Origin of the sequence: Cellulomonas cellasea (genome assembly GCF_030372105.1) — a bacterium.
GTDB lineage: Bacteria > Actinomycetota > Actinomycetes > Actinomycetales > Cellulomonadaceae > Cellulomonas_A > Cellulomonas_A cellasea_A.
This window is the reverse complement of sequence record NZ_JAUDBQ010000001.1, coordinates 1-26242: the sequence shown is the minus strand read 5'-3', so window position 1 is coordinate 26242 and position 26242 is coordinate 1. Positions and strand designations below refer to the sequence as shown.

Annotated in this window: 20 protein-coding genes and 1 pseudogene; 17 read left to right on the top strand and 4 right to left on the bottom strand. The window is 71.2% G+C overall.

Annotated features, from left to right (window positions below; genetic code table 11):
* Positions 1-8: 8 nt before the first annotated feature.
* Positions 9-1292 carry an exodeoxyribonuclease VII large subunit gene (xseA, locus tag QUV83_RS00105; protein WP_289561554.1) on the bottom strand — a complete coding sequence of 428 codons (1284 nt, stop codon included), beginning with the start codon at positions 1290-1292 and terminating at the stop codon, positions 9-11.
* Positions 1293-1487: 195 nt separating this feature from the next.
* Here xseA and QUV83_RS00100 point away from each other — a divergent pair, with 195 nt between their 5' ends.
* A complete protein-coding gene (locus tag QUV83_RS00100) occupies positions 1488-2519 on the top strand; it encodes a 4-hydroxy-3-methylbut-2-enyl diphosphate reductase (RefSeq protein ID WP_289561553.1) in 1032 nt (343 codons plus the stop codon).
* Positions 2520-2589: 70 nt separating this feature from the next.
* Here QUV83_RS00100 and rmuC read toward each other — a convergent pair whose 3' ends face one another.
* Positions 2590-3903 carry a DNA recombination protein RmuC gene (rmuC, locus tag QUV83_RS00095; RefSeq protein ID WP_289561552.1) on the bottom strand — a complete coding sequence of 438 codons (1314 nt, stop codon included), beginning with the start codon at positions 3901-3903 and terminating at the stop codon, positions 2590-2592.
* 75 nt (positions 3904-3978) lie between these two features.
* On the opposite strand from rmuC, the gene QUV83_RS00090 reads away from it, so the two are divergent.
* The 3 genes from QUV83_RS00090 (at position 3979) to ychF (ending at position 7529) form a co-directional block, all read left to right on the top strand.
* On the top strand, positions 3979-4839 hold the full coding sequence (locus QUV83_RS00090) for an ABC transporter ATP-binding protein (RefSeq protein WP_436231853.1): 861 nt from the start codon (positions 3979-3981) through the stop codon (positions 4837-4839).
* Positions 4815-6380 carry a hypothetical protein gene (locus QUV83_RS00085; RefSeq protein WP_289561551.1) on the top strand — a complete coding sequence of 522 codons (1566 nt, stop codon included), beginning with the start codon at positions 4815-4817 and terminating at the stop codon, positions 6378-6380. Before QUV83_RS00090 ends, QUV83_RS00085 begins: the two co-directional genes overlap by 25 nt.
* Before the next feature lie 63 nt (positions 6381-6443).
* Entirely contained in the window at positions 6444-7529 is a 1086-nt protein-coding gene (gene ychF, locus QUV83_RS00080) for a redox-regulated ATPase YchF (RefSeq protein ID WP_289561550.1), read from the top strand.
* Between the two features lie 17 nt (positions 7530-7546).
* On the opposite strand, the gene QUV83_RS00075 is transcribed toward ychF, so the two are convergent.
* Positions 7547-8116 carry a dihydrofolate reductase family protein gene (locus tag QUV83_RS00075; RefSeq protein WP_289561549.1) on the bottom strand — a complete coding sequence of 190 codons (570 nt, stop codon included), beginning with the start codon at positions 8114-8116 and terminating at the stop codon, positions 7547-7549.
* A gap of 534 nt (positions 8117-8650) precedes the next feature.
* Here QUV83_RS00075 and QUV83_RS00070 point away from each other — a divergent pair.
* The 3 genes from QUV83_RS00070 (at position 8651) to QUV83_RS00060 (ending at position 13376) form a co-directional block, all read left to right on the top strand.
* Positions 8651-10504 carry an ABC transporter family substrate-binding protein gene (locus tag QUV83_RS00070; RefSeq protein WP_289561548.1) on the top strand — a complete coding sequence of 618 codons (1854 nt, stop codon included), beginning with the start codon at positions 8651-8653 and terminating at the stop codon, positions 10502-10504.
* 263 nt (positions 10505-10767) lie between these two features.
* Complete coding sequence (locus tag QUV83_RS00065) at positions 10768-12294, top strand: ABC transporter permease (protein WP_289561547.1); 1527 nt, start codon at positions 10768-10770, stop codon at positions 12292-12294.
* The gene (locus QUV83_RS00060) at positions 12291-13376 is read left to right on the top strand and encodes an ABC transporter permease (RefSeq protein WP_289561546.1); all 1086 of its coding nucleotides are present in this window, start codon (positions 12291-12293) and stop codon (positions 13374-13376) included. The genes QUV83_RS00065 and QUV83_RS00060 overlap by 4 nt, the downstream gene beginning before the upstream one ends.
* A 35-nt stretch (positions 13377-13411) precedes the next feature.
* On the opposite strand, the gene QUV83_RS00055 is transcribed toward QUV83_RS00060, so the two are convergent.
* A complete protein-coding gene (locus QUV83_RS00055; protein WP_289561545.1) occupies positions 13412-13987 on the bottom strand; it encodes a PH domain-containing protein in 576 nt (191 codons plus the stop codon).
* Positions 13988-14069: 82 nt separating this feature from the next.
* Between QUV83_RS00055 and QUV83_RS00050 the strand changes: the two genes are divergently transcribed.
* The 10 genes and pseudogenes from QUV83_RS00050 to QUV83_RS00005 form a co-directional block, all read left to right on the top strand.
* Positions 14070-15890, top strand: coding sequence for an ABC transporter ATP-binding protein (locus tag QUV83_RS00050; protein ID WP_289561544.1), 1821 nt, complete (start codon positions 14070-14072; stop codon positions 15888-15890).
* 418 nt (positions 15891-16308) lie between these two features.
* Complete coding sequence (locus QUV83_RS00045) at positions 16309-17925, top strand: peptide ABC transporter substrate-binding protein (protein ID WP_289561543.1); 1617 nt, start codon at positions 16309-16311, stop codon at positions 17923-17925.
* A 136-nt stretch (positions 17926-18061) separates the two neighbouring features.
* Positions 18062-18988 carry an ABC transporter permease gene (locus tag QUV83_RS00040; RefSeq protein WP_289561542.1) on the top strand — a complete coding sequence of 309 codons (927 nt, stop codon included), beginning with the start codon at positions 18062-18064 and terminating at the stop codon, positions 18986-18988.
* Positions 18981-19931, top strand: coding sequence for an ABC transporter permease (locus QUV83_RS00035; protein ID WP_289561541.1), 951 nt, complete (start codon positions 18981-18983; stop codon positions 19929-19931). The genes QUV83_RS00040 and QUV83_RS00035 overlap by 8 nt, the downstream gene beginning before the upstream one ends.
* Positions 19928-21670 (top strand): dipeptide ABC transporter ATP-binding protein, encoded by a 1743-nt coding sequence (locus tag QUV83_RS00030; RefSeq protein ID WP_289561540.1) that lies wholly within the window; start codon positions 19928-19930, stop codon positions 21668-21670. Before QUV83_RS00035 ends, QUV83_RS00030 begins: the two co-directional genes overlap by 4 nt.
* Positions 21671-21777: 107 nt before the next feature.
* Positions 21778-23691 carry a translational GTPase TypA gene (gene typA, locus QUV83_RS00025; protein WP_289561539.1) on the top strand — a complete coding sequence of 638 codons (1914 nt, stop codon included), beginning with the start codon at positions 21778-21780 and terminating at the stop codon, positions 23689-23691.
* 11 nt (positions 23692-23702) lie between these two features.
* Positions 23703-24707 carry a PIG-L family deacetylase gene (locus tag QUV83_RS00020; protein ID WP_289561538.1) on the top strand — a complete coding sequence of 335 codons (1005 nt, stop codon included), beginning with the start codon at positions 23703-23705 and terminating at the stop codon, positions 24705-24707.
* 40 nt (positions 24708-24747) lie between these two features.
* Complete coding sequence (locus tag QUV83_RS00015) at positions 24748-25116, top strand: hypothetical protein (RefSeq protein WP_289561537.1); 369 nt, start codon at positions 24748-24750, stop codon at positions 25114-25116.
* Positions 25113-25622, top strand: a complete 510-nt coding sequence (locus tag QUV83_RS00010) for a flavin reductase family protein (protein ID WP_289561536.1) — start codon at positions 25113-25115, stop codon at positions 25620-25622. Before QUV83_RS00015 ends, QUV83_RS00010 begins: the two co-directional genes overlap by 4 nt.
* Before the next feature lie 159 nt (positions 25623-25781).
* A pseudogene (locus tag QUV83_RS00005) lies at positions 25782-26242 on the top strand (hypothetical protein); the annotation flags it as partial.

Genomic DNA, 26242 nt, shown 5'->3' with positions numbered 1-26242 from the left:
GGGACCAGTCAACCAGCCGCCGCCGACGTCCCGCGAACCTCTGTCGAGGTCACCGCCGCGCGCAACTCGCCGAGGGCCACCCGCACCCGCAGAGCGTCCCCTTCCGCGACCTCCGCGGGGTCGCGGACCACGGCGCCATCACCGCGCTGCACCACCGCGTAACCGCGCTCGAGGGTCGCCGCGGGCGACAGCGCGCGCACCTGCGCCGCGAGCCGCTCGGTCTGCCCCGCCGCGCGGCTCAGCAGCAGGTCCAGCGAACGCCGGGCGGTGTCCCGCGCACGGTGCACGTCATGCTCGCGCATGTCGACGAGCGTCCCGGGCTGCGCGAGCACCGGGCGCGAGCGCAACGCCTCCAACCCGGCGCGCTCCCGCACCACCCGGTGCGTCAGCGCCGCGCGCATCCGGCCCCGGGCCTGCGTCAGCCGGGCCCGCTCCTCGCCCACGTCGGGCACGATCCGCTTGGCCGCGTCGGTGGGGGTGGACGCCCGGTAGTCGGCGACCAGGTCCAGCAGCGGCGTGTCCGTCTCGTGGCCGATGGCGCTGACCAGCGGGGTGCGGCAGGCCGCCGCGGCGCGGACCAGCGTCTCGTTGCTGAACGGGAGCAGGTCCTCCACGGCGCCACCGCCGCGGGCCACCACGATCACCTCGACGTCGGGGCGCGCGTCGAGCTCGGCGATGGCCGCGCTGACCTGCGCGACGGCGCCCACGCCCTGCACCGCGACCTCGCGGATGACGAACTCGACCTGCGGCCAGCGGGCCCGGGCGTTCACCACCACGTCATGCTCGGCTTTCGACTCGCGCCCGCACACCAGGCCGACCACACGGGGCAGGAACGGCAGCGCTACCTTCCGGTCCGCGTCGAACAGCCCCTCCGCGGCGAGCACGCGCTTGAGGTGCTCGATGCGGGCCAGCAGTTCCCCCACGCCGATCGCCCGCACCGCGTCCGCGTTGAGTTGGAGCGTGCCGCGCTTCGTCCAGAACACCGGCTTGGCGTGCACCACCACATGCGCGCCCTCCTGCACCGACGTCGTCGCGGCGGCCAGCACCCCCGCAGGCATCGACACCGGCAGGGACATGTCCGCGTCGGTGTCACGCAGCGTGAGGAACGCGATGCCCGAGCCGGGGCGCCGGTTGAGCTGCACCACCTGGCCCTCGACCCACACGGGGGCCATCCGCGCCACGTAGTCGGCGATCTTCGACGACAGCAACCGCACCGGCCACGGGTTCTCCGCCGTGGTGTCCAGCGCCCTCGCGGGGAGCCCGCCGCCGGCCTGGCCCTCGCCCGCGCTCATGCGTCACGCCCCTGTCCCGTGTTCCTGATCTGCACCCGACCAGCCTGTCATGCGCCGGAGACATGCCCGGCAGCGGCCGCCGCACGCCGATGCCGGCCACGGCGGCCTGGGAGACGCGGTGGGCTGGTGACGGGTCTGTGGCGGGGCGGCGCCGGGCGGGGCGGGTGGTCACGGGGCCTGCCTAGACTGGCGGGCGTGACCACCTCGTTGCCCTCGCCCGTTCGCAAGCGTGTGCTGCTGGCCGCGCCACGCGGCTACTGCGCCGGAGTCGACCGTGCCGTCATCGCCGTCGAGAAAGCCCTCGACCACTACGGCGCCCCGATCTACGTGCGCAAGGAGATCGTGCACAACAAGTACGTCGTGGAGACCCTCGCGGCCCGCGGCGCGATTTTCGTGGATGAGACCGACGAGGTGCCCGAGGGCGCCCGGGTCGTGTTCTCCGCGCACGGCGTCTCCCCGGCGGTGCACGCCGCGGCGGCCGAGCGCTCCTTGCAGACCATCGACGCGACCTGCCCGCTGGTGACCAAGGTGCACAAGGAGGCCGTGCGGTTCGCCTCCGACGACTACGACATCCTGCTGATCGGGCACACCGGCCACGAGGAGGTCGAGGGCACGCAGGGCGAGGCCCCCGAGCACATCCAGGTGGTCAACTCCCCGGCGGACGTCGACGACGTGGTGGTCCGCGACCCGGACAAGGTGGTGTGGATCTCGCAGACCACGCTGTCCGTGGACGAGACGATGGAGACGGTGCGGCGGCTGCGCGAGCGGTTCCCGACGCTGCAGGACCCGCCCTCGGACGACATCTGCTACGCCACCCAGAACCGCCAGGTCGCAGTGAAGAAGCTGGCGCCGGACTGCGACGTGGTCATCACCGTGGGCTCGGCGAACTCGTCGAACTCGGTGCGCCTGGTCGAGGTGGCCCTGGACGCCGGGGCCCGCTCGTCCTACCGGGTGGACCGCGCCGCCGAGATCGACCCCGCCTGGCTGGAGGGCGCCACCACTGTGGGCCTCACCTCCGGCGCGTCGGTGCCCGAGATCCTGGTCCGCGACGTGCTGGACCTGCTGGCCGAGCACGGCTTCGGCGAGGTCGAGGAGGTCCGCACGGCCACCGAGGACCTGATGTTCTCGCTGCCGCGCGAACTGGCCTCGGACCTCAAGCGGATGGGCGTCAATGTGAGCACCCCGCGCCGGGGCTCGCGCCGCGACCTGAGCATCCAGCCGCTCTGATGCCCGAACAGCGCTGATTCTCGAACAACGCTGATCCGCCCGCCGCCTAGCTCTCCGGGCGGCGGGCGGGTCAGCGCCCGGCGGCGCTGTCGAGCTCGTCGAGGGCGACGTAGCGCTCGCTCGCGGAGGCGAGCAGCTCGGGTGCGCTGACGGCGCTGAGCTGGGGGTTGGCGGCGGGCGGCGTGGCCAGGTCGCCGTCGACGACCCGCAGGTCGGCGAACCGGCGGGCGCTCACCAGCACACGAGTCTCCAGCGAGGACACCGTCTGGTTGTACGCGCCCGCGGCCGCGTCGATGGACCGGCCGAGCTTGGCCAGGTGGGATCCCATCGTCGCCAGCCGCCCGTGCAGCTCCTTGCCGAGGGTGAGCACCTGCTGGGCGTTGGACGCGAGGGCGTCCTGACGCCAGGCGTAGGCGATGGTGCGGAGCATCGCGAGCAGCGTCATGGGCGTGGCGATGACGACGTTGCGCTCGAAGGCGTGCTCGACGATCGTCGGGTCCTCCTCGACGGCCGCGTGCAGGAACGCCTCGGCCGGCACGAACATGACGACGAATTCGGGGGCCGGGGCGAACTGGTCCCAGTACCGCTTGGCGGCGAGGTCGTCGACATGCGCCCGCACATGCCGGGCGTGGGCCTTGAGCCGGGCCGCCCGGACGGACTCGTCGGCGGCCTGGCTCGCCTCGAGGAAGCCGAGGAAGGCGACCTTCGCGTCGACCACCACGTTCTTCCCCCCGGCGAGCTTGACCACCATGTCGGGTCGCAGCAGGCCGTCGTCGGTGCGCACCTGGTCCTGCTCGACGAAGTCGACGTTCGCGAGCATCCCGGCCGACTCCACCACGCGCCGGAGCTGCTGCTCGCCCCACCGCCCGCGCACCTGCGAGGAGCGCAGCGCCGTGACGAGCTGGGACGTCTCGGCGCGGAGCTGCTCGGACGAGGCGCGCATCGCCCGCACCTGCTCGCCGAGCGCCGCCTGCCCCTCGAGCCGGGCCTTCTCGGCGGTGGTCAGCTCGTGGCGCACCGCGTCGAGGGTGCGGCTCAGCGGCTCCACCATCGCGCGCACCGCCTGCTCGCGCTGCGCCAGCTCCCCGACTTGCGACTGCTGGCTCGCCGCCAGCCGCTGATGGGCGAGTGCGAGGAACTGCTCGTTGTTGCTGGTCAGCGCGTCGGCGGCCAGGGCGCGGAACTGCTCGGAGAGCCGCTGCTGGTCCTCGCGGACACCGGCGAGCCGTTCGGCGTGCGCATCCCGCTCGGCGGCGAGCTGCGCCTGCGCGCGGGCCGTGTCCACCTGCGCGGTCCGCAGCTGGGCGGCAGAGCGCCTGCTCGCGGCGAACGCGCCCCCGAGCACACCGACGACGAGCGCGAGCAGCACAGCCAAGATGTCCATGGCGTCACCGTGTCACGGACCGCCCACACGCCGGAACCGCGGACGGCCCGTCGAGCGCCCCACTAGCCTGACCACGTGACCGAGAGCACCGCCGCCCACGAGCCCGCCCCGCCGCAGCCGCCCGCCCCCGTCGCCGACGCCCCGGCGTCGACGGGACTCACGGGCGCCTCAGCCGCTCCCGCCGCGCTGGAACTGCGCGGCCTGTGGAAGAAGTTCGGCTCCAAGATCGCCGTCGCCGGCATCGACCTGACCGTTCCCGCTGGCTCGTTCTACGGGTTGGTGGGCCCGAACGGCGCCGGCAAGACGACATCGCTGTCGATGGCCACGGGCCTGCTGCGCCCCGACTTCGGCCAGGTGATGGTGCTCGGCCAGGACCTGTGGGCGGACCCGGTGAAGGGCAAGTCGCTGCTGGGCGTCCTGCCGGATGGCGTGCGGCTGTTCGACCGGCTCACCGGCGAGCAGCTGGTGACGTACGCGGGCCTGCTGCACGGGCTGGACCGGGAGACGGTCGCCGCGCGCGCCACCGACCTGCTGGCGGCCCTGGACCTGACGGCCGACGCCCGCACGCTGGTGGTCGAGTACTCCGCGGGCATGACCAAGAAGATCGCGCTGGCCTGCGCCATCGTGCACGCCCCTCGCGTGCTGGTGCTCGACGAGCCGTTCGAGGCGGTCGACCCGGTCTCGGCGGCGAACATCCGCGAGATCCTCACGTCGTACGTCGCCTCGGGCGGCACGGTGATCGTGTCCTCGCATGTGATGGACCTGGTGCAGCGCATGTGCGACCACGTCGCGGTGATCGCGAACGGCCATGTGCTGGCGGCGGGCACCGTGGACGACGTGCGCGCGGGCGCGAGCCTCGAGGACCGGTTCGTGGAGCTCGTCGGCGGCCGGAGCACGGGGGAGGGCCTCGCGTGGTTGCGCACCTCGTCTCGCTGAAGGTCGCGCTGCTGCGCAACGGGTTGCGCCGGTCGGCATGGCAGGTCGTCGGCCTGATCGTCGGGCTCATGTACGGCCTGGGCTTGGCGGCGTTGCTGTTGGTGGGCCTGGTGGCGTTGGCCGTGCAGTCCGACCAGGAGCTCGCCGCGACTGTCCTGCTGCTGGGCGGGAGCCTCCTGGTGCTGGGCTGGTGGGTCGTCCCGCTCGTCGCCTTCGGGGTGGACGCGACGCTCGACCCGCAGCGGTTCACGACGTTCTCCGTGCCGCGGCGCTCGCTGCTGGCCGGGCTCTCGCTCGCGGGCCTGGTGGGCATTCCCGGCCTGGTGACGGTGCTGGTGGCGCTGACGTCCGCCGCGGTGTGGTGGCGGGCGCCCGCGGCTGTCGCGGCAGGGCTCGTGGGCGCGGTGCTCGCGGTGGCGCTGTGCGTCGTCGGCTCGCGCGCCACGACCACGGCGCTGGCTCCCTTGGTCACGCGTCGCAAGGTGCGTGAGCTCGCCACGATCGCGGTGCTGATCCCGATGTTCCTGCTGGGGCCGATCATGGGCGCGGTGGGCAGCGGGCTGGAGAGCATGTCGGGCGCTTTCCCGGAGGTCGCGCTGACGCTCGGCTGGACGCCGTTCGGGGCGCCGTGGGCGCTCGCCGTCGACGTCGCCGCGGGGCACTGGGGTCCCGCGGTCGCGAAGCTCGCCATCGGGCTGGCGACGCTCGCGGCGTTGCTGTGGGTGTGGGACAGGGCGCTGACCCGTGCGCTCACCGGCGGGGAGCGGCGTGAGGGGCCGCGCGCGCAGGCGCGCGGGCTCGGCTGGTTCGACCGCTTCCCGGCGACGCCGGTGGGCGCGGTGGCCGCGCGCAGCCTGACGTACTGGCTGCGCGACCCCCGGTACGCCGGCGCGGTGATCCTGGTCCCGTTGGTGCCGGTGCTGTTCCTCTTCCTGGGCGGGCGCGACACACCGCTGCTGCTCTCGGCGCCGATCGCGGCGCTGCTCTTCGGCTGGGGCATCGCCGCGGACGTCGCCTACGACAGCACGGCGTTCTGGACGCACGTCGCCGCGCCGATCCGCGGCACCGTGGACCGGTGGGGGCGGGTCTGCGCGTCGCTGGCGCTCGGCGTGCCCGCGACGCTGCTGATGTCGGTGGTGGTGGTCGCGTTGACCGGGCGCTGGGACCTGATCGTCCCCGTGGCGGGGTACAGCCTCGGGGTGCTGGCCACCGCGACCGGGGTCTCGAGCTTCATCTCGGCGCGCGTCGTCTACCCCGTGCCGAAGCCCGGGGAGAGCCCGTTCTCCACCCCGCAGGGCAGCCAGACCGCGGCGATGGTCTCGCAGATGGCGGGCATGGCGGGGATCCTCCTGCTGGCGCTGCCGAGCACAGCCGTCGCGGTGGCGGCGGTGCTCATCGGCGCGGTGTGGCTGGGCCTGCTCGCGGCCGTCGTGTCGCTGGGACTGGGCGGCCTCATCCTGGTGGTGGGAGTGCGGATGGGCGGCGCGCAGTACGACAAGCGGGCTCCGGAGCTGCTCACGACGATGCGCGGATTCGCCTGACCTCGCAGCCTCGACGCGGCGCCTCGGCCCGGCATTCGGCTTGGCCACGTAGCATTGCCCGACGTGGCACTCACCATCGGCATCGTCGGCCTGCCCAACGTCGGCAAGTCCACCCTTTTCAACGCACTGACCCGCGCGCAGGTGCTCGCGGCGAACTACCCGTTCGCCACGATCGAGCCCAACGTCGGCGTGGTCCCGCTGCCCGACCCCCGGCTGGAGAAGCTCGCCGAGATCTTCGGCAGCGAGCGCATCCTGCCCGCGACGGTGTCGTTCGTCGACATCGCGGGCATCGTCAAGGGCGCGAGCGAGGGGGAGGGGCTCGGCAACAAGTTCCTCGCGAACATCCGCGAGGCCGAGGCCATCTGCCAGGTCACCCGCGCGTTCGCCGACCCGGACGTGGTGCACGTCGACGGCCGCGTCTCGCCCAAGGACGACATCGAGACGATCAACACCGAGCTGATCCTCGCGGACCTGCAGACCCTGGAGAAGGCGGTGCCCCGCCTCGAGAAGGAGGTGCGGGGCAAGAAGGCCGAGCAGGCGCTGCTGACCGCGGCCCAGCAGGCCCAGGCTGTGCTGGAGAAGGGCGAGACCCTGTTCCAGGGCGCGAAGGCCGCGGGCATCGACCCCGAGCAGCTCGCGCAGCTCCAGCTCATGACGGCCAAGCCGTTCATCTACGTCTTCAACACCGACGACGCGGGCCTCGCGGACACCGCCATGCAGGAGGACCTGCGCGCGTTCGTCGCCCCCGCCGACGCGATCTTCCTCGACGCGAAGTTCGAGTCCGAGCTCGTGGAGCTCGAGCCCGACGAGGCCAAGGAGATGCTCGCCGAGAACGGCCAGGAGGTGCCCGGCCTGGAGCAGCTCGCCAAGGTCGGCTTCCACACCCTCGGCCTGCAGACGTACCTCACCGCGGGCCCCAAGGAGTCGCGCGCCTGGACGATCCACCAGGGCTGGACGGCCCCGCAGGCCGCGGGCGTCATCCACACCGACTTCCAGAAGGGCTTCATCAAGGCCGAGGTCATCGGCTTCGAGGACCTGGTGGCCGCGGGCTCAGTGGCCGCCGCTCGTGCGGCCGGCAAGGCGCGCATCGAGGGCAAGGACTACGTGATGCACGACGGCGACGTGGTGGAGTTCCGCTTCAACGTCTAGGGCTCCTTGTGGAGCGGTCAGGCCGTGACTGGCGCGGGCCGGTATCGCAGGGCGACCGCTCCGGACTGGAGCTCGTGGCGGTTCACGAGATCGAGTTGGATGCGCTCGCGCAGTCCGGCGAGCAGCGTCGGCCCGTGTCCGGAGAGGACCGGCTGCACCAGGAACTCGTACTCGTCGATCAGCCCGAGATCCGCCAGTGCCAAGGGGAGCGTCACGCCGCCCACCCACAGGCCCTCGCCTGACTCCTGCTTGAGCCGCTCAACCGCCGGCCCTAGGTCGTCCCGCACCAGCTCGGCGTTCCAGTCGACCTCGCTCAGCGTGCTCGACACGACGTGCTTTCTCGCCCGGTCGATGGCCTCGGCGAACGGGATCTGCCACTCCAGCATCCAGTCGGGCCATGTGCCCGTGGCCGGCTTCCGCCACGCCGACTCCATCATCTCGTAGGTCACCCGGCCGAAGAGCAGGGCATCGGCGCGCTCCATCTCGGCGGTCCAGTAGCGCATCGACTCCTCGTCTGGGGGGAGTCCCGCCTCGTGATGGCAGCAGCCGTCGAGCGTGACGTTGATCGAGTATCGAAGTGGTCTCATCTGGGTGCTCTCCCTTGAGGCGCGTCGCGTTCACCGGACGGTGTGCAGACCACTGCCGACGCCATTTCTCATCGGCGCCCTAACCTGTGCCTCGCCGGCGCGCAATGCGGCCAGGAGGGCGTGGAGTCCAGGAATGTGGGCCGCATACCGCACGATATCGCCCGCCGTGCGCCGGGCCAGCAGTGCCCCTGGGCGCGTGGTCTGGCGAGGAATCACGCTCGCCCATAGCATGCGCATCCTGTTCATGCAGCGCGATCGGCCACTTTTCGCGCTCTTCGACCGTCCCCGCTGTGTAACAGCGATGTTTCCGGGGATGTCGATCTCATATCGTGGACGATACTGCCCAGTATCGATACGGTAACGATCCGCTGTGCGAAACCGCAGAGTCCGATATGTCCCTGGCGACATGGCTAGCGTGACCACACATCCCTTGGCGCCGGCCTGTCCGAACAGGACGGGAGGCGCCCGGTGTCCGAACCGCGTCGCAGTGTGCGGCGGGTTCGTCACACATTCCCAGGAGGAACATTGAAGACGATGCGAGCGGTTGCGGCCGTCTCCACGCTGGCGGCGGGTTCGCTCGTGCTGGCGGCATGCTCGGGCCCGGCGGAGCAGGACTCCGGCATCTCGGACTCCAGCACCATCACCGTCGCGTGGGAGGCGCCGCTGAACGAGCTCAACACGAGCTCCGTGAACGGCAACGCCACGCAGAACGCGGTCATCACCTCCATGCTGAACGGCGCGTTCTGGTACTACAACGAGGGCCTGGAGCTCGTCCACGACGAGTCCTTCGGCACCTACGAGAAGATCAGCGACGACCCGCTGACGGTCAAGTACACGTACGCGGACGACGTCAAGTGGAGCGACGGCACGCCGACCGACGCCGCTGACCTGCTCCTCGAGTGGGCGGGCACGTCCAACGTCTTCAACAACGTCGAGGCCGAGGAAGACCCGGAGACGGGCGAGGTCCTCAACCAGGCGGAGATCGACGCTGGCGTCTACTTCGACGGCAACGTCCCCGGGCGCGCGCTCGTCACCGAGACCCCGGAGATCAGCGACGACGGCAAGACGATCACGTTCGTCTACTCCAAGCCGTTCGCCGACTGGGAGGCCGACTTCCAGAAGTCCGACATCCCGGCGCACGTCGCGGGCCAGCTCGCCCTGGGCATCGAGGACGCCGCGGAGGCCAAGGCCGCCGTCGTCACCGCCATCCAGGAGAACGACGTCGAGGCGCTGAGCAAGCTCTCGAAGGTCTGGAACTCCGGCTTCGAGTTCACGAGCCTGCCGTCTGACGAGAAGGTCTACGTCTCCAACGGCGCCTTCCTGATGAAGGAGTACGTCGAGAACTCGCACATGACGCTCGAGGCGAACCCCGACTACAAGGGCGACCTCAAGCCGAAGGTCGACAGCGTCACCATCCGGTACATCGAGGACCCGATGGCCCAGGTCACGGCCCTGCAGAACGGTGAGGTCGACCTGATCGGCCCGCAGGCCACCGCTGACGTCCGCGCCGCGATCGAGGCCCTGGGCGACGACGTCACGTCGCTCAGCGGTGTCGAGGGCACGTACGAGCACGTCGACCTGGTCTTCAACAACGGCGGCCCGTTCGACCCGGCCACCTACGGCGGCGACGCCGACAAGGCCCGCAAGGTCCGCCAGGCGTTCCTCAAGGCGATCCCGCGCCAGCAGATCGTGGACAACCTCATCGTCCCGCTGAACCCGGACGCCGAGGTGCGCAACTCGTTCATCATCATCCCCGGCTCCTCTGACTACGACGACATGGTCAAGGGCAACGGCTCCGACGCCTACGCGGCGGCAGAGGACATCGAGGGCGCCAAGGCGCTGCTCGCCGAGGCCGGCGTGACCACGCCGATCAACGTCCGCTTCGCGTTCAACGGTGACAACACGCGCCGCCAGACGCAGTTCGCGCTCATCACGGAGACGGCGGCCGCCGCTGGCTTCACGCTCGTCGACGCGAGCAAGCCCGCCACCGAGTGGGGCACGCTCCTGTCCTCCGGCCAGGACCAGTACGACGCCTCGCTCTTCGGCTGGCAGTCCACCTCGACGGCCGTCACCGAGTCGGACGCCAACTACCGCACGGGTGGCGTGAACAACTACGGCGGGTACTCCAACGCCGAGGTTGACGCGCTCTTCGACGAGCTCCAGGTCGAGACCGACCCGGCCAAGCAGATCGAGATCCAGATCGCGGTCGAGAAGATCCTCTGGGATGACGCATTCGGCACCACGATCTTCCAGTTCCCGGCGATCCAGGCCTGGAAGAACATCACCGGTGTCACGCCGATCAGCATCTCGCCCACGATCTTCGCGGGATTCTGGAACTGGGAGACCACGGGCACGACGGCGGGCAACGAGCCTTCCGCCACCAGCTGACCATTCGGCTCGGCTATACGCCTGACCAGGCCTGACAGCGGTCTGGGTACCACGCGAGCGCGCCGGAACCCCGAGTTCCGGCGCGCTTCGTGGTTTCATGCCCCAGCGGTCGGCGTCACGGTCGTGTCCTTTTCTTCCCCGCCCCCGTTCTGACGGCCGGGGCGGGCCCCAGTGGGGGCCGCGCATTTCGAGTCGCGGCCCAGGAGCGCGTACGCTGGCGCGGCCACGGGGGATTCCGCTGTCACTGCGAGGTATCGCTTTCGATGTTCACCTTCATATCGCGACGAATCCTGCAAGGGCTTGCCACCCTGCTGGCGTCGAGCTTCCTGATGTACCTGATGGTGTCGGTCTCGATCCGGCCCCTCGACGACCTCCTCGAGAGCACGTCGCCCAATAAGGCGCAGCTCATCGCCGCCCGGCGGGCGCTCCTCGACTTGGACACGCCAGTGGTGGTCCGGTACGTCAAGTGGCTCGGCAACTTCCTCACCGGCGACCTCGGCACGGCGTGGGTGAGCGGCCAGGCCGTCAGCGACAAGCTCGGCGGGGCCGTGGTCTCGACGCTGCAGCTCGTCAGCGCCGCGACGCTGCTCGCCATCCTGTTCGGGGTGGCCGTCGGCATCGTCAGCGCGCTGCGCCAGTACACGTCGTTCGACTACCTCATCACCTTCGTCTCGTTCGTCCTCTACTCGCTGCCCGCGTTCTGGGTGGCGGTCCTGCTCAAGCAGTGGGGCGCGATCGGGTTCAACGACTTCCTCGCCGACGCCTCGCAGTCGTGGCCGGCGATGATCGGCGCAGGGGTGGTGCTCGGCGTCGTCGCCGCATTGGCTGTCGGGGGCGATGCCCGCCGGCGCGTCATCGGCTTCGCCATCGGCGCCGTGGCCACCACCGCCGTCCTGGCCTACCTGTCGCTCAGCGGCTGGTGGAAGACCCCGCACCTGGGCCCCGTGCTCATCGCCGTCGTCGGCACGGGCATCGCCTTCGGCATCACCACGCTGTCGACAGGCCTGCGCAACCGCCGGTCGCTCGGCTCCGCGGTGTCCGTCGTGGTGCTCGGCATCGTGCTCTACACGCCGCTGCAGTACCTCTTCGCGTACGTGCCCATGAGCTGGCCGCTCGCCCTCGCGCTGGGCGGCGTCGCCATCGGATCGGGCTGGCTCGTCGGGCGGCTGTGGGGCGGCCCGGACCACGGGCAGTCCTCGCGCACCGCGGCGCTGACCGCCCTGGCCGTCTCCGCCATGATCTTCATCGACGAGGTCATGCAGGTGTGGCCCAAGTACTTCGCCGCCCCGGCGATCAACGGCCGTCCCATCGCCACTGTCGGCGACCGGACCCCGAACCTGGGCGGTGACTTCTGGGTGCGGACGCTCGACACCTACACCCACCTGCTGCTGCCGACGATGGCGCTGCTGCTCATCAGCTTCGCCGGGTACACGCGGTTCTCCCGCGCCAGCATGCTCGAGGTGATGGGCCAGGACTACATCCGCACAGCCCGGGCCAAGGGGCTCTCCGAGCGGACAGTGGTGATGCGCCACGGGTTCCGCAACTCGATGATCCCGCTGGCCACCATCGTCCCGCTGGACATCGTCGCGCTGTTCGGCGGCGCGATCATCACCGAGCAGGTCTTCGGACGGCCCGGCATGGGCCAGCTCTTCATCAAGTCGCTGCACAACGCGGAGATCGAGCCGATCATGGCCTACCTCGTGATCACGGCAGGGCTCGCGGTCCTCGCGAACATCCTCGCCGACCTCATCTATGCCGCACTCGACCCTCGAATCCGGGTGAACGCATGAGCACGCCATCGACCCCCTCCCCGCACGGCGCCCTCGACGAGCTGCCCCCGGAGGAGGCCGTCGAGAACGCCATCGAGCTCAAAGAGGTCGAGGGGCTCTCGCAGAACCAGATCGTCTTGCGGCGGTTCTTCCGCCACCGCGCGGCCGTCGCGGCGATGGTGGTGCTCATCGGCATCGTGCTGCTGGCCTTCACGTCGATCGGCGTCGGCCCGATCCCCGGGTGGTGGAAGTTCACGCCCAATGAGACGGGCACGCTGACCAACCCGGGCGGGACGCCCACAATGAGCCTGCCCACATGGCTGGGCGGCACCGGCCTGGCGATCGGGGAGCACCCCTTCGGCCAGGACGAGGCCGGCCGTGACGTGTTCGCGCGCGTCATGCGCGGCACGCAGACGTCGCTCACCGTGATGGTCATCGTGGGCCTGGTGGCCTCGATGGTGGGCATCCTCGTGGGCGCGCTGGCGGGCTACTACCGCGGCGCGCTGGACAGCTGGCTGATGCGGTTCACAGACCTGGTCATCACCATCCCCGTGCTCGTGCTCGGCGCGATCCTGGGCAGCCTCGCCGCGGGCGCCGGCGGCGCGTACCTGCTGGCGATCTTCCTCGGCCTGGCGTCGTGGACGACGTTGGCGCGGCTGGTGCGCGGGGAGTTCCTGTCGCTGCGCGAGCGGGAGTTCGTCGACGCGGCCCGCGTGGCCGGGGCGAGCGACCGCCGGATCATCTTCAAGCACATGCTGCCGAACTCGATCGGCGTCATCATCGTCAACCAGACGCTGCTGATGAGCTCGGCGATCCTGCTGGAGACGGCGCTCAGCTTCGTGGGAATGGGCATCCGCTACCCCAACGTGTCGCTGGGCCAGCTCATCAACCAGTACCAGGAGGCGTTCGCGACGCGGCCGTGGCTGTTCTGGTGGCCGGGCCTGCTGATCGTGGCGATCGCGCTGACGGTGAACTTCATCGGCGACGGCATGCGGGACGCGTTCGACCCGCGGCAGAAGCGCATCCCGTCGCAGCGCAAGATGGACCGCGCGGCGGCCCGTGCGGCGCGGTCGGCCGCGCCGGCCACGGAACCGGGACTCTGATGACGGGCCTGCTCAGGCCCTCGCAGGCGGCCCCGTCAGCCTGCGGCGGCGCCGAGCGCGACCAGCACGGACAGCACCGCGCAGCCGGCCACCACATCCCAGTGCCAGCGGACGGTCGGCTCTGGGGCTCCCTGCGCGGGAACCCGGTCCAGGTGCCCGGCCTCGCGCAGCGCCGTGTGGCGGGCGGCGATCTCCAGGGCCGCGGCGTCGGCGCTGGCCCCGGTGGCCGTGCGGCGCGCGTCGACCGGCGTGGCCAGGTCGCGGCGGGCGGGGGCCCCGCTGCGGGCGGGCGTCGCCCAGGCGGTGTAGTCGCCGCCGGTGGTCTCGATCTTCAGGGCGAGGCGGGTGTCGGCGCCCCGGTACGCGGGCCACGGCACATGCACTGTGCGCAGCACGTTGCGCAGCTCGATGCCGCCGTCGGAGACCTCGACCCGCGGGCGCCAGAACATGGCCCACACCAGCAGCACGACGAGCAGCGGCACGGCGCCGTAGCGCAGCAGCTCCGAGCCGCCGCCGACGGCCATCGCCACCAGGCACACCAGCCCGGCGAAGGCTGTCGCGACCGTCAGCACACGACCCGGCATCGACCTGAACACCCGCGCAGCACCCATGCGCACATGCTCCCAGACACGATGAGCACGCCTGTCACGCCCGCGGGCGCATGCAGGACCCCCCGGAAGGACCAGATCACCCGTGGCCACTGATACCGCAGTCGAGGCGCCCGCGCGCGAGCGCGCCGAGCCGGTCCTGACCGTCCGCGACCTGAGCGTCAACTTCTACGTGGACGGGGAGTGGTTCCCCGCCGCCGTGGACGTCAGCTACGACGTGCGCCCGGGCGAGGTGCTCGCCATCGTCGGCGAGTCGGGCTCCGGCAAGACGCAGTCGTCGATGTCGCTGATCGGCCTGCTGCCCCCCAACGGCCGCGCGTATGGCAGCGCCATGCTCGACGGCCGCGAGCTGCTGGGCATGTCGCCCGGGCGGCTGCGCCATGTGCGGGGCAAGGAGGTCGCGGTCATCTTCCAGGAGCCGATGACGGCCCTGAACCCCGTCTACACGGTCGGCTTCCAGATCGTGGAGACGCTGCGCACGCACTTCCCGATGGGCCCCAAGGAGGCCAAGGCCCGCGCCATCGAGCTGCTGACCATGGTGGAGATCCCCGAGCCGGAGCGCCGGTTCGACTCCTACCCGCACCAGCTCTCCGGTGGTCAGCGGCAGCGCGCGATGATCGCCCAGGCGCTGGCCTGCGACCCGCGGCTGCTGATCGCCGACGAGCCGACCACGGCGTTGGACGTGACGGTGCAGGCGGAGATCCTGCAGCTCATGCGCGATCTGCGCACCCGCATCGACTCGGGCATCGTGCTGATCACCCATGACATGGGCGTGGTGGCGGACTTGGCCGACTCGATCCTGGTGATGAAGGACGGGCGCGTCGTCGAGCAGGGCGCGGCGGAGCAGATCTTCTCGAACCCGCAGCACCCGTACACCCGCTCGCTGCTCGCGGCGGTGCCGCACCTGGGCTCCGCTCGCACGGCGGCCACTGTCGTCACCGAGCCCGAGCCGGCGCCCACAGCGCCGCCCGCGGATGAGCGCCCGGTCGTGCTCGACGCGCAGGGCATGGTCATCGAGTACCCCGGTCGCGGGCGCGCGCCCGGGTTCCGCGCGGTGGACGGCGTCGACTTGACCCTGCACCAGGGCGAGGTCGTGGGCCTGGTGGGGGAGTCCGGCTCGGGCAAGACCACCATCGGCCGCGCCGTCGTGGGCCTGCTGCCCGTCTCCGCGGGCACGCTGCGGGTGGCCGGGGTGGACATGGTCGGCGCGTCCCGCAAGACCTTGGCGCCGCTGCGCCACCAGGTCGGGATCGTCTTCCAGGACCCGGGCTCCTCGCTCAACCCGCGCCTGCCGATCGGCGAGTCGATCGGCGAGCCGCTGATGCTGCACTCCGGCATCAAGGGCGCCGAGCTGAGCCGCCGGGTCGAGGAGCTGCTGGACCAGGTGCACTTGCCGCGCGCCATGCGCAACCGGTACCCGCATGAGCTCTCGGGCGGGCAGCGCCAGCGCGTCGGCATCGCCCGGGCGCTGTCGCTGGAGCCGAAGCTGTTGGTGGCCGACGAGCCGACCTCGGCGTTGGACGTCTCGGTGCAGGCCCGCGTGCTGGAGCTGTTCCAGGAGCTGCAGCGCGAGCACGGGTTCGCGTGCCTGTTCATCTCGCATGACCTGGCGGTGGTGGAGATCCTCTCCAGCCGGGTGGCCGTGATGCACCAGGGGAGGCTCGTGGAGCATGGCGCCACGGAGCAGGTGGTGCACTCCCCGCAGCACCCGTACACGCAGCGGCTGCTCGCGGCCGTGCCGGTGCCGGACCCGGTGGAGCAGCGCCGTCGGCGGGAGGCCCGCGCGGCGTTGCTGGCCGAGGCCGCACAGGAGCAGGACGCGATCGAGCACGAGGCGCTGGCGCGCGCGTCGGCCGCCCGGCTCGACGGCATCGGCGAGGACAGGGTGCCGCCGAACGCGCTCTGAGCGCGTCTCACCACACGACAGGCAGGGCCGGCGCGGACTTCCGCGCCGGCCCTGCCTGTCGTGTGCCAGGGGTCGCGGCGGGGCGGGTGACCGCACATTGGACGTGTGTCCATCGCTCCCGGATTCGGCGTATACCATGTGCGCGGCTGCAAGGTGATGGCTTTGGTCCAAATTAACCCTATGGGATGAATCGACCGCCTGAATGGCGGATCGACTCGCCCGCCGCTCGGTGCTCGAGCGCTGGGGGGTTGTTCGGCCTGTGCCACCCGTTCCAGCCACTCGGGATCGATCGCGCACGGTGACGGTCACGCCTGCCACCCGGCCGGCATGCCGCGCCCCCGTTGCTGCTCGACCGCGGCCTGTCGAGCCGACCGCGGTCACCGAATTCCGGGCCTGTCCGGATTCCACTGGAGGAACAATGAAGATCAGGCGTTTCGCCGGCTTCGCGGCCACCATCGCGGTGGGCGCGCTTGCCCTGACCTCGTGCGCCAGCGCGGGCACGGACGGCGGCGGCTCCACGGCTGACAGCTCGGGCGGCATCGTGACCGCCTGGGGCAGTGAGCCGCAGAACCCGCTCATCCCCACCAACACCAACGAGGTCGGCGGCGGGAAGATCATCGACCTGGTCTTCGCGGGCCTGGTCTACTACGACGCCGACGGCGCCGCGCACAACGAGGTCGCGAAGTCCATCGAGACCGAGGACGCGCAGACCTACACGATCACCCTCAACGAGGGCTGGACGTTCACCAACGGCGAGCCCGTCACGTCCGAGAGCTTCGTCGACGCCTGGAACTACGGCGCCAAGCTGAGCAACGCCCAGCTCTCGAGCTACTTCTTCGAGGGCATCGAGGGCTTCTCGTGGGACGAGGACTCCGAGCTCACCGGGCTCCAGATCGTCGATGACACGACCTTCACCGTGAAGCTCAAGCAGCCTGAGGCCGACTTCCCGCTGCGCCTCGGCTACTCCGCGTACTTCCCGCTGCCCCAGGTCGCGTTCGAGGACATGGACGCCTTCGGCGAGCACCCGATCGGCAACGGCCCCTACAAGGTGGCCTCCGAGGACGCGTGGCAGCACAACGTCGAGATCGCCCTGACGCCGAACGAGGACTACTCCGGCGACCGCAAGGCGCAGAACGGCGGGGTGACGGTCAAGTTCTACGAGACCCTCGACGGCGCCTACAACGACCTGCTCGCCGGCCAGCTCGACGTGCTCGACCAGGTTCCGGACAGCGCGTTCAGCACCCTTGAGGACGAGCTGGGCGACCGTGCGGTCAACCAGCCCGCCGCGATGATCCAGACGCTCATCATCCCGATGGGCCTCGAGCACTTCAGCGGCGCCGAGGGCCAGCTCCGCCGCCAGGCGATCTCCATGGCGATCAACCGCGAGGAGATCACCGACGCGATCTTCGAGGGCACCCGCACCCCCGCGGACGACTTCACGTCGCCCGTGATCGACGGCTGGTCCGACTCCGTGGCCGGCTCCGAGGTGCTCGACTACAACGCGGCCAAGGCCAAGTCGCTGTGGGCCCAGGCTGACGCGATCTCGCCGTACACCGGCACGTTCACGATCGGCTACAACAGCGACGGCGGCCACCAGGCCTGGGTCGACGCTGTGGCCAACAGCCTGCGCAACACCCTGGGCATCTCCGCCGAGGGCAACCCGTACCCCGCCTTCAAGGACCTCCGCGAGGACGTCACCAACGGCGCCATCTCCGGTGCGTTCCGCTCCGGCTGGCAGGCCGACTACCCGGGCCTCTACAACTTCCTCGGCCCGCTGTACGGCACCGGGGCAGGCTCGAACGACGCCGGCTACTCGAACGCCGAGTTCGACTCGCTGCTCGCGCAGGGCTCCGCGGCCACGTCGGTCGACGAGGCCAACGAGTACTTCACGCAGGCGCAGGAAGTCCTGTTCCAGGACCTCCCGGCGATCCCGCTCTGGTACCAGAACGTCACCGGCGGCTCCGCTGACACCGTCTCGAACGTCGAGTTCGGCTGGAACAGCGTCCCGCTGCTCTACGAGGTCACCAAGAACTGACCTCGCCTGACGCCCTGGGGGTGGAGCCGCGCCGGCCCCACCCCCAGGGCTCGCCCGCCCGGGAAGTCCGGAGCGGGCTCCCACTGTCTGTCCGCGTGGCCGCGAGGCGCGTGGAACCACACGAGGAGGAGACCTGATGGCCTGGTACGTCGGGCGCAGGCTCTTGCAGATGATCCCGGTGTTCCTCGGGGCCACGCTGCTGATCTACGCGATGGTGTTCCTGCTCCCCGGGGACCCCGTCGCCGCCCTGGGTGGCGAGCGGGGGCTCAACCCCGCTGTGGCAGCGCAGATCCGCGCGGAGTACAACCTGGACAAGCCGTTCCTCGTCCAGTACCTGCTCTACCTGCAGGGCATCTTCACCTTCGACTTGGGGACCACGTTCTCCGGCCGGCCCGTGACGGACGTCATGGCCGACGCGTTCCCCGTCACGTTCCAGCTCGCCGTGATGGCGCTGGTCTTCGAGGCCGTCTTCGGCATCGCCGCCGGCGTGATCGCCGGCCTCCGCAAGGGCAAGGCCTTCGACGCCACCGTGCTCGTCCTGAGCCTGCTGGTGGTCGCGGTGCCGACGTTCGTCATCGGCTTCGTGATGCAGTTCGTCGTCGGCGTGAAGCTGCGCTGGCTGCCCACCGCCGTGGGCTCGGACGTGAGCTTCACGTCGCTGATCATGCCGGCCATCGTGCTCGGCGCGGTCTCCTTCGCCTATGTGCTCCGGCTGACCCGCAACTCGGTCGCGGAGAACCTCACGGCCGACCACGTCCGCACCGCCACCGCGAAGGGCCTGTCCCGGCCCCGGGTGGTCAGCGTGCACGTGCTGCGCAACTCCCTGATCCCCGTGGTGACGTTCCTCGGCGCCGACCTGGGCGCCCTGATGGGCGGCGCGATCATCACCGAGGGCATCTTCAACATCAACGGGGTCGGCGGGACGCTGTTCCGCGCGATCCAGCAGGGGCAGTCCACGACCGTCGTGTCCGTGACGACGGTGCTCGTCATCGTCTACATCGTCGCGAACCTGCTCGTCGACCTCCTCTACGCGGCACTCGACCCGAGGATCCGTTATGCCTGACGCCACCACCCGTCCGCACCAGGCGCACTACTTCGCCAACCTGGACCAGGCCCCGCTGGAAGTCGTGGACTCCATCGACGAGGGCGCCGCTCCCGCGAGCCTGTGGGTCGACGCCTGGCACAACCTGCGCCGCCGCCCGCTGTTCTGGATCTCCGCGACGCTGATCCTGCTGGTCGTGGCCGTCGCCGCGTTCCCCGGCCTGTTCACGTCCACGGACCCGCGGTTCTGCGAGCTGAAGAACAGCCTCGACGGCCCCAGCGCGGGCCACCCGTTCGGCTTCGACCGCCAGGGCTGCGACATCTACGCGCGCACCATCTACGGCGCGCGCGCCTCGGTGCTCGTCGGCGTGCTGACCACCTTCGTCGTGGTCCTCGTCGGCGGCCTGATCGGGGCTGTCGCCGGCTTCTTCGGCGGCTGGTTCGACGCCGTGCTGTCCCGCGTCACGGACATCTTCTTCGCGATCCCGCTGGTGCTCGCCGCGATCGTCGTCATGCAGATGTTCAAGGAGAGCCGCAACATCCTCACCGTGGTGGTGGTGCTCGGCATCTTCGGCTGGCCGCAGCTCGCCCGCGTGATGCGCGGCGCGGTGATGAGCGTCAAGAACGCGGACTTCGTCACCGCCGCGAAGTCGCTCGGCGCCTCCCGGGTGAAGACGCTGCTGCGCCACGTCATCCCGAACGCCGCGGCGCCGGTCATCGTCTACGCGACGGTCGCCCTGGGCACGTTCATCGTGGCCGAGGCCACCCTGTCCTTCCTGGGCATCGGCCTCCCCCCTGAGGTCACCTCGTGGGGCGCCGACATCTCGAAGGCCCAGACGTCGCTGCGCAGCCAGCCGTCGGTGCTCTTCTACCCGGCCGGGGCGCTCGCCCTGACCGTGCTCAGCTTCATCATGATGGGCGACGCCGTGCGCGACGCCCTCGACCCGAAGGCACGCAAGCGATGAGCCAGCCGACATCGACAGGCGCCGCCGCGCGCCCGAGCGACCAGCAGCCACTGCTGGCGATCCGCGACCTCGAGGTCTCCTTCACCACGGCGGCGGGCGTCGTGCCCGCTGTGCGCGGCGTGGACCTCACGGTCTACCCCGGCCAGACGGTCGCGATCGTGGGCGAGTCGGGATCCGGCAAGTCGACGACCGCGCACGCGATCATCGACCTGCTGCCGGGCACCGGCAAGGTCACCGGTGGGTCGATCATGTTCGAGGGCCGGGACCTGGCGACGCTGAGCCGCCGCGAGATGGTCGCGGTGCGCGGCAAGGAGATCGGCCTGGTCCCGCAGGACCCGATGTCGAACCTCAACCCCGTGTGGTCCGTCGGGTTCCAGGTCAAGGAGGCCCTCAAGGCCAACGGCGTGGCGCGCGGCACGGCAGCGGACAAGCGCGTCGCGGAGCTGCTGACCGAGGCGGGCCTGCCCGACGCGGCCCGTCGGGCGAAGCAGTACCCGCACGAGTACTCGGGCGGCATGCGCCAGCGCGCGCTGATCGCGATCGGCCTCGCGGCGCGCCCCAAGCTGCTCATCGCCGACGAGCCGACGTCCGCCCTGGACGTCACGGTCCAGCGCACGATCCTGGACCACCTGCAGGGCCTCACCGAGGAGCTCGGCACCGCCGTGCTGTTCATCACGCACGACCTGGGCCTGGCCGCCGAGCGCGCCGAGCACCTTGTGGTGATGTACCGCGGCAAGGTCGTCGAGTCCGGCCCCGCGCGCGACATCCTCAGCGCGCCGAGGCACCCGTACACGCAGCGACTGGTGGCGTCCGCGCCCTCGCTCGCCTCGCAGCGCATCCAGAGCGCCAAGGAGCGGGGTGTCGCGACCACCGAGCTGCTCGCCCCGACGGGCGGCGACGGCGTGAACACGACCCGCGACGACGTCGTGGCCGTGGAGCACCTCACGCGCACCTTCAAGCTGCGCGGCGGGCGGCCGGGCAAGCAGAAGGAGTTCACGGCCGTCGACGACGTGTCGTTCTCGATCAAGCGCGGCACGACGATGGCGCTGGTGGGGGAGTCCGGCTCGGGCAAGTCCACTGTGGCGAACATCGTGCTCAACCTGCTCGACCCCACCAGCGGCCGCATCCTGTTCGACGGGACGGACCTGAGCACGCTCAACCGGGCCCAGTTGTTCGACTTCCGCCGTCGCGTGCAGCCGATCTTCCAGAACCCGTACGGCTCGCTCGACCCGATGTACTCGATCTACCGCACGATCGAGGAGCCGCTGCGCACCCACAAGATCGGCGACCAGAAGTCGCGCGAGGCCAGGGTCCGCGAGCTGCTCGACCTCGTGGCGCTGCCGGCGTCCACCATGCGCCGGTACCCCAACGAGCTGTCCGGCGGGCAGCGCCAGCGCATCGCCATCGCGCGCGCCCTGGCGCTGGGCCCCGAAGTCATCGTCTGCGACGAGGCCGTCTCGGCGCTCGACGTGCTCGTGCAGGCGCAGATCCTCACGCTGCTCAACGACCTGCAGGCGGAGCTCGGGCTCAGCTACCTGTTCATCACGCACGACCTCGCGGTGGTCCGCCAGATCGCCGACGAGGTGTGCGTCATGAAGAGCGGCAAGATCGTCGAGGCCGCCGTCACCGACGAGGTGTTCGACAACCCCCGGGAGCAGTACACGCGCGACCTGCTGGCCGCGATCCCGGGCGCCGCGCTGAATATCTTCGGCGGTTCTGACCAGGGAGTCCGCGCCTGACCAAGGCCCCTTGACAGGCTCCCTGGAAAGCCCGACTAGTCAGGGCAGGTAGGATTCTCGGGCGCCCGCTGACGGGTGCGCTCCCCATCATGCGAAATGAGTTCCCCATGTCTGTGCGCTCCGACCTGCGCAATGTCGCGATCGTCGCCCACGTCGACCACGGCAAGACCACTCTCGTCGACGCCATGCTGTGGCAGGCGGGGTCGTTCGGCGACCACGCCCACGTCGACGAACGGGCGATGGACTCGGGTGACCTCGAACGCGAGAAGGGCATCACCATCCTCGCGAAGAACACGGCGATCCGGTACACGGGTCCCGCGGCCGCGGCGGCTGGCGAGCCTGACGGCATCACCATCAACGTGATCGACACCCCGGGCCACGCCGACTTCGGCGGCGAGGTCGAGCGCGGCCTGTCGATGGTCGACGGCGTGGTGCTGCTGGTCGACGCGTCCGAGGGCCCGCTGCCCCAGACGCGCTTCGTGCTCCGCAAGGCGCTCGAGTCGAAGAAGCCCGTGATCATCGTGGTCAACAAGGTGGACCGGCCCGACTCGCGCATCTCCGAGGTGGTCGTCGAGGCCACCGACCTGCTGCTCGGCCTCGCGAGCGACCTGCACGAGGACGTCCCGGACCTCGACCTGGACGCCATCCTCGACGTGCCGGTCGTCTACGCCGCAGCCAAGGCGGGCCGCGCCTCGCGGATCCAGCCGCCCGACGGCACCCTCCCCGCCGACAGCGACTCCCTGGAGCCGCTGTTCGCCACCATCATCGAGAAGATCCCCGCCCCGACGTACGACGAGGGCGCGCCGCTCCAGGCGCACGTCACGAACCTCGACGCGTCGCCGTTCCTGGGCCGCCTCGCGCTGCTGCGGATGTACAACGGCACGCTCCGCAAGGGCCAGACGGTCGCGTGGGCCCGTGCCGACGGCACCCTGCAGAACGTGAAGATCACCGAGCTGCTGGAGACCAAGGCGCTCGACCGCGTGCCCACTGACTCGGCGGGCCCCGGTGACATCGTCGCCGTCGCCGGCATCGAGGACATCACCATCGGCGAGACGCTCACGGACCCCGACGACCCGCGGCCGCTGCCGCTCATCAAGGTCGACGACCCGGCGATCTCCATGACCATCGGCATCAACACGTCCCCGCTCGCGGGCCGTGGCGGCAAGGGCCACAAGGTCACCGCGCGCCAGGTCAAGGACCGCCTCGACAAGGAGCTCATCGGCAACGTGTCGCTGCGCGTCCTGCCCACCGAGCGTCCCGACGCGTGGGAGGTCCAGGGCCGTGGCGAGCTCGCGCTGGCCATCCTCGTCGAGCAGATGCGCCGCGAGGGCTTCGAGCTCACCGTCGGCAAGCCGCAGGTCGTCACGCGCATGATCGACGGCAAGCGCCACGAGCCGATGGAGCGCATGACCATCGACGTGCCCGAGGAGTACCTGGGCTCGGTGACCCAGCTCCTCGCGCAGCGCAAGGGCCGCATGGAGACCATGTCGAACCACGGCACCGGCTGGGTCCGCATGGAGTTCGTGGTCCCCGCCCGTGGCCTCATCGGCTTCCGCACGCGCTTCATGACGGACACCCGCGGCACCGGCATCGCGTCCTCGATCGCCGAGGGCTACGAGCCGTGGGCCGGCCCGATCGAGACCCGTGTCAACGGCTCGCTCGTCGCCGACCGCGCCGGTGTGGTCACGCCCTTCGCGATGATCAACCTGCAGGAGCGCGGCTCGTTCTTCGTCGACCCCACGCAGGAGGTCTACGAGGGCATGATCGTCGGCGAGAACGCTCGCAACGAGGACATGGACGTCAACATCACCAAGGAGAAGAAGCTCACGAACATGCGCGCTGCCTCCAGCGACACGTTCGAGAACCTCACTCCGCCGCGTCACCTCACCCTCGAGGAGAGCCTTGAGTTCGCCCGTGAGGACGAGTGCGTCGAGGTGACCCCCGAGGTCGTGCGGATCCGCAAGGTGATCCTCGACCAGACCGAGCGCGCCCGCGCGTTCGCCCGCACCAAGCGCGCCTGAGGGACTGGCCTGTGGTGAGCCCGGTGGCCGTGGGCCCGCTCGTCGCGGTGCACGCGCACCCTGACGACGAGACTCTGGCCACCGGGGCGCTGCTGGCCACGTGGGCGGCCGCCGGCGCGCCCGCCACAGTCGTCACGTGCACTCGTGGCGAGCGTGGCGAGGTCATCGGCTCCGCCCTCGCGCACCTCGAGGGCGACGGCCCGGCGCTCGCCGCGCACCGCACCGGCGAGCTCGCGGCCGCCCTCGCGCGGCTCGGCGTGCGCGACCACGTGTTCCTCGACACCGTGCCCGGCCCCGCTGGGCAGGGCCCCGCCGGGGAGCCCTCCGCCGCCCGGTACGCGGACTCGGGCATGGCCTGGGCCGGCGTCGGGCAAGCCGGCCGTCTCGCGGACCTGCCCCCCGACGCGTTCGTCGCCGCGCCACTGGACGAGGCCGCCGGGCGACTCGCCCGCGTGCTCCGCGACCGCCGACCCTCCGTCGTCGCCACGTACGAGCCGGGCGGCGGCTACGGGCACCCCGACCACGTGCGCGCCCACGAGGTCGCCATGGCGGCGGTGCGGCTCGCGGCGGACCCCGCATGGGAGCCCGAGGCGGGCGCCCCGCACACCACTCCCGTGGTGCTCTGGGCCGCGCAGGGGCAGTCGGCCCTGCGGCAGGCCTACGCGGCACTGGCCGCCGAGCCCGCGGCCCCCGGCCAGCACAGCGCCGAGCCCGCGCTGGCCGTCCCCGACCCGGACGGGCCGCTGCCGTCCGTCGCCGTGCCCGACGACGAGATCGACGTCGTGGTCGACGTGGCGCCCGTGCTGCCCGCCGTCGTCGGCGCCCTGCGCGCCCACGCGACGCAGGTGCACGCCCTGGGGCGCGTGTCACCCGGCGCCGACCCCGTCGTGCTGGGCCAATACGCGCTGAGCAACGACGTCCTCGCCCCCCTGCTGGCCGTCGAGGGCCACCGCCTGGCGCCGGGATCTCGGCCAGAGGCCGTGGCCTGGCCCACTGGGGTCCGAAAGGTAGCCTGAAGCCGTGCAACCACTGACCGGCGCCTCGATCCTCCGTGGCGTGGCAGCCCTCCTCCTGGGCGCCGTCGTGGGCGCCGTCGGCACCGTCATGCACCGTTCCGAGACACCGTGGGGCATGGTGCTCGCGCTCGCCCTCGTGCTGTCGACGGGCATCGCGGTGCGCGCCTGGGCCGGCTGGATCACCTTCATCGGCTACGCCGGCGGCCTGTACTTCATGGTCCAGCTCCTCGCCCAGACCGGCCCCGGCGGCGACGTGCTCGTCCCGGCCGGGGACTCGCTCGGCTGGTGGTGGATCATCGGCTCCGGGCTCGCCCTCGCCGCCGCGGCCTTCGCCCCACGCCGCCTCTTCAGCGACGAGCCCCGCGAACGCCGCAGCCGACGGGGCAAGACGGGCCCCGAGGCGCCATGACCGGCGCCGTCGCCCCCCAGCCCGTCGACCCCGTCGTCTACCGCGCCGCCATCGGCCGCCTGCCCTCCGGGGTCGGCGTCGTCTCGCTGCGCTGGCGGGGCACCGACCACGCCACCACCGTCAGCTCCTTGGCGTCCGTCTCCCTCGAGCCCGCGATGCTCCTGTTCTGCGTGCACCAGGACTCCCGGCTCCGTGACGCCCTCGACGACGTGGACACCTGGGCCGTGAGCGTGCTCTCCGACACCGCGGGACCCGTCGCCGACTGGCTCGCGTCACCTGGCCGCCCCGCCGTCGGGCAGCTCGCCCGCGTCGCGCACCGCACGGCGCCGCTGTCCGGCGCCGCCTGGATCGACGGCGCCGCCGCCTGGTTCGACTGCCGCACCGCCGCCATCCACCCGGCCGGCGACCACGACATCATCGTCGGCGAGGTCCTCGGCGCCCAGCAGGGAGCCCCCGACGCCGGCGGCTTGGTGCACCTGCGCGGGCGCATGCACGGGATCCGCTGAGCCCCCGCAGACCTCGCGTGACGTGCCCTGTCCGGCGCCACCTGTGGCGAATGAGTGCAGACCCGGTGACGCGCCTGCGCTTGACCAGGCAGCCCGGGCGGCGCCCGTAGAATCTGCGCCTGTATCACCCGCACCACCATGTCGCAGGGGGAGTCAACGATGGGCACCAACGAACAGGTCGACGAACACGCGCCGAGCCTCGCCTCGGACACCCCCGACACCGCAGAGCACGAACGCGAGGGCTCCGGCATAGCCGACGGCCCCGACGGGACAGCCCCCACGGGCGACGACGCTGCGGGCGACGAGGGCATTGCCGACGGCGAGGCCGCTGACGACGCTGTGGGCGACGACGACGCCGTCCTCGACGCGGTCGACGTGCTGCCCGATGACGCCGAGCCGCAGGCCCCCCAGGCGGACGAGCCCGATGACGCTGATGCCGCGCCGGGCGACGACGCCGCGCCCGATGACGCGCCCGAAGCAGTCGACGAGGCGCAGCCGGTCGACGACTTGACTGACGCCGACGCGTCCAGCGCGGCAGCGTCGGCCCAGGCGCCCGTGCCGGCGCCTGCCCCCGCCCCCGAGGAGCACGCGGAGACCCGCGCACTCGACGCCGTCCCTCC

Bases quoted from the DNA above. Each gene is read 5' to 3' on its own strand.
- xseA (WP_289561554.1), bottom strand. From the start codon at position 1,292: ATGAGCGCGGGCGAGGGCCAGGCCGGCGGCGGGCTCCCCGCGAGGGCG.
- rmuC (WP_289561552.1), bottom strand. From the start codon at position 3,903: ATGGACATCTTGGCTGTGCTGCTCGCGCTCGTCGTCGGTGTGCTCGGG.
- QUV83_RS00075 (WP_289561549.1), bottom strand. From the start codon at position 8,116: ATGAGACCACTTCGATACTCGATCAACGTCACGCTCGACGGCTGCTGC.
- QUV83_RS00070 (WP_289561548.1), top strand. From the start codon at position 8,651: ATGCGAGCGGTTGCGGCCGTCTCCACGCTGGCGGCGGGTTCGCTCGTG.
- QUV83_RS00065 (WP_289561547.1), top strand. From the start codon at position 10,768: ATGTTCACCTTCATATCGCGACGAATCCTGCAAGGGCTTGCCACCCTG.
- QUV83_RS00060 (WP_289561546.1), top strand. From the start codon at position 12,291: ATGAGCACGCCATCGACCCCCTCCCCGCACGGCGCCCTCGACGAGCTG.
- QUV83_RS00055 (WP_289561545.1), bottom strand. From the start codon at position 13,987: ATGGGTGCTGCGCGGGTGTTCAGGTCGATGCCGGGTCGTGTGCTGACG.
- QUV83_RS00045 (WP_289561543.1), top strand. From the start codon at position 16,309: ATGAAGATCAGGCGTTTCGCCGGCTTCGCGGCCACCATCGCGGTGGGC.
- QUV83_RS00040 (WP_289561542.1), top strand. From the start codon at position 18,062: ATGGCCTGGTACGTCGGGCGCAGGCTCTTGCAGATGATCCCGGTGTTC.
- QUV83_RS00035 (WP_289561541.1), top strand. From the start codon at position 18,981: ATGCCTGACGCCACCACCCGTCCGCACCAGGCGCACTACTTCGCCAAC.
- QUV83_RS00030 (WP_289561540.1), top strand. From the start codon at position 19,928: ATGAGCCAGCCGACATCGACAGGCGCCGCCGCGCGCCCGAGCGACCAG.
- typA (WP_289561539.1), top strand. From the start codon at position 21,778: ATGTCTGTGCGCTCCGACCTGCGCAATGTCGCGATCGTCGCCCACGTC.
- QUV83_RS00010 (WP_289561536.1), top strand. From the start codon at position 25,113: ATGACCGGCGCCGTCGCCCCCCAGCCCGTCGACCCCGTCGTCTACCGC.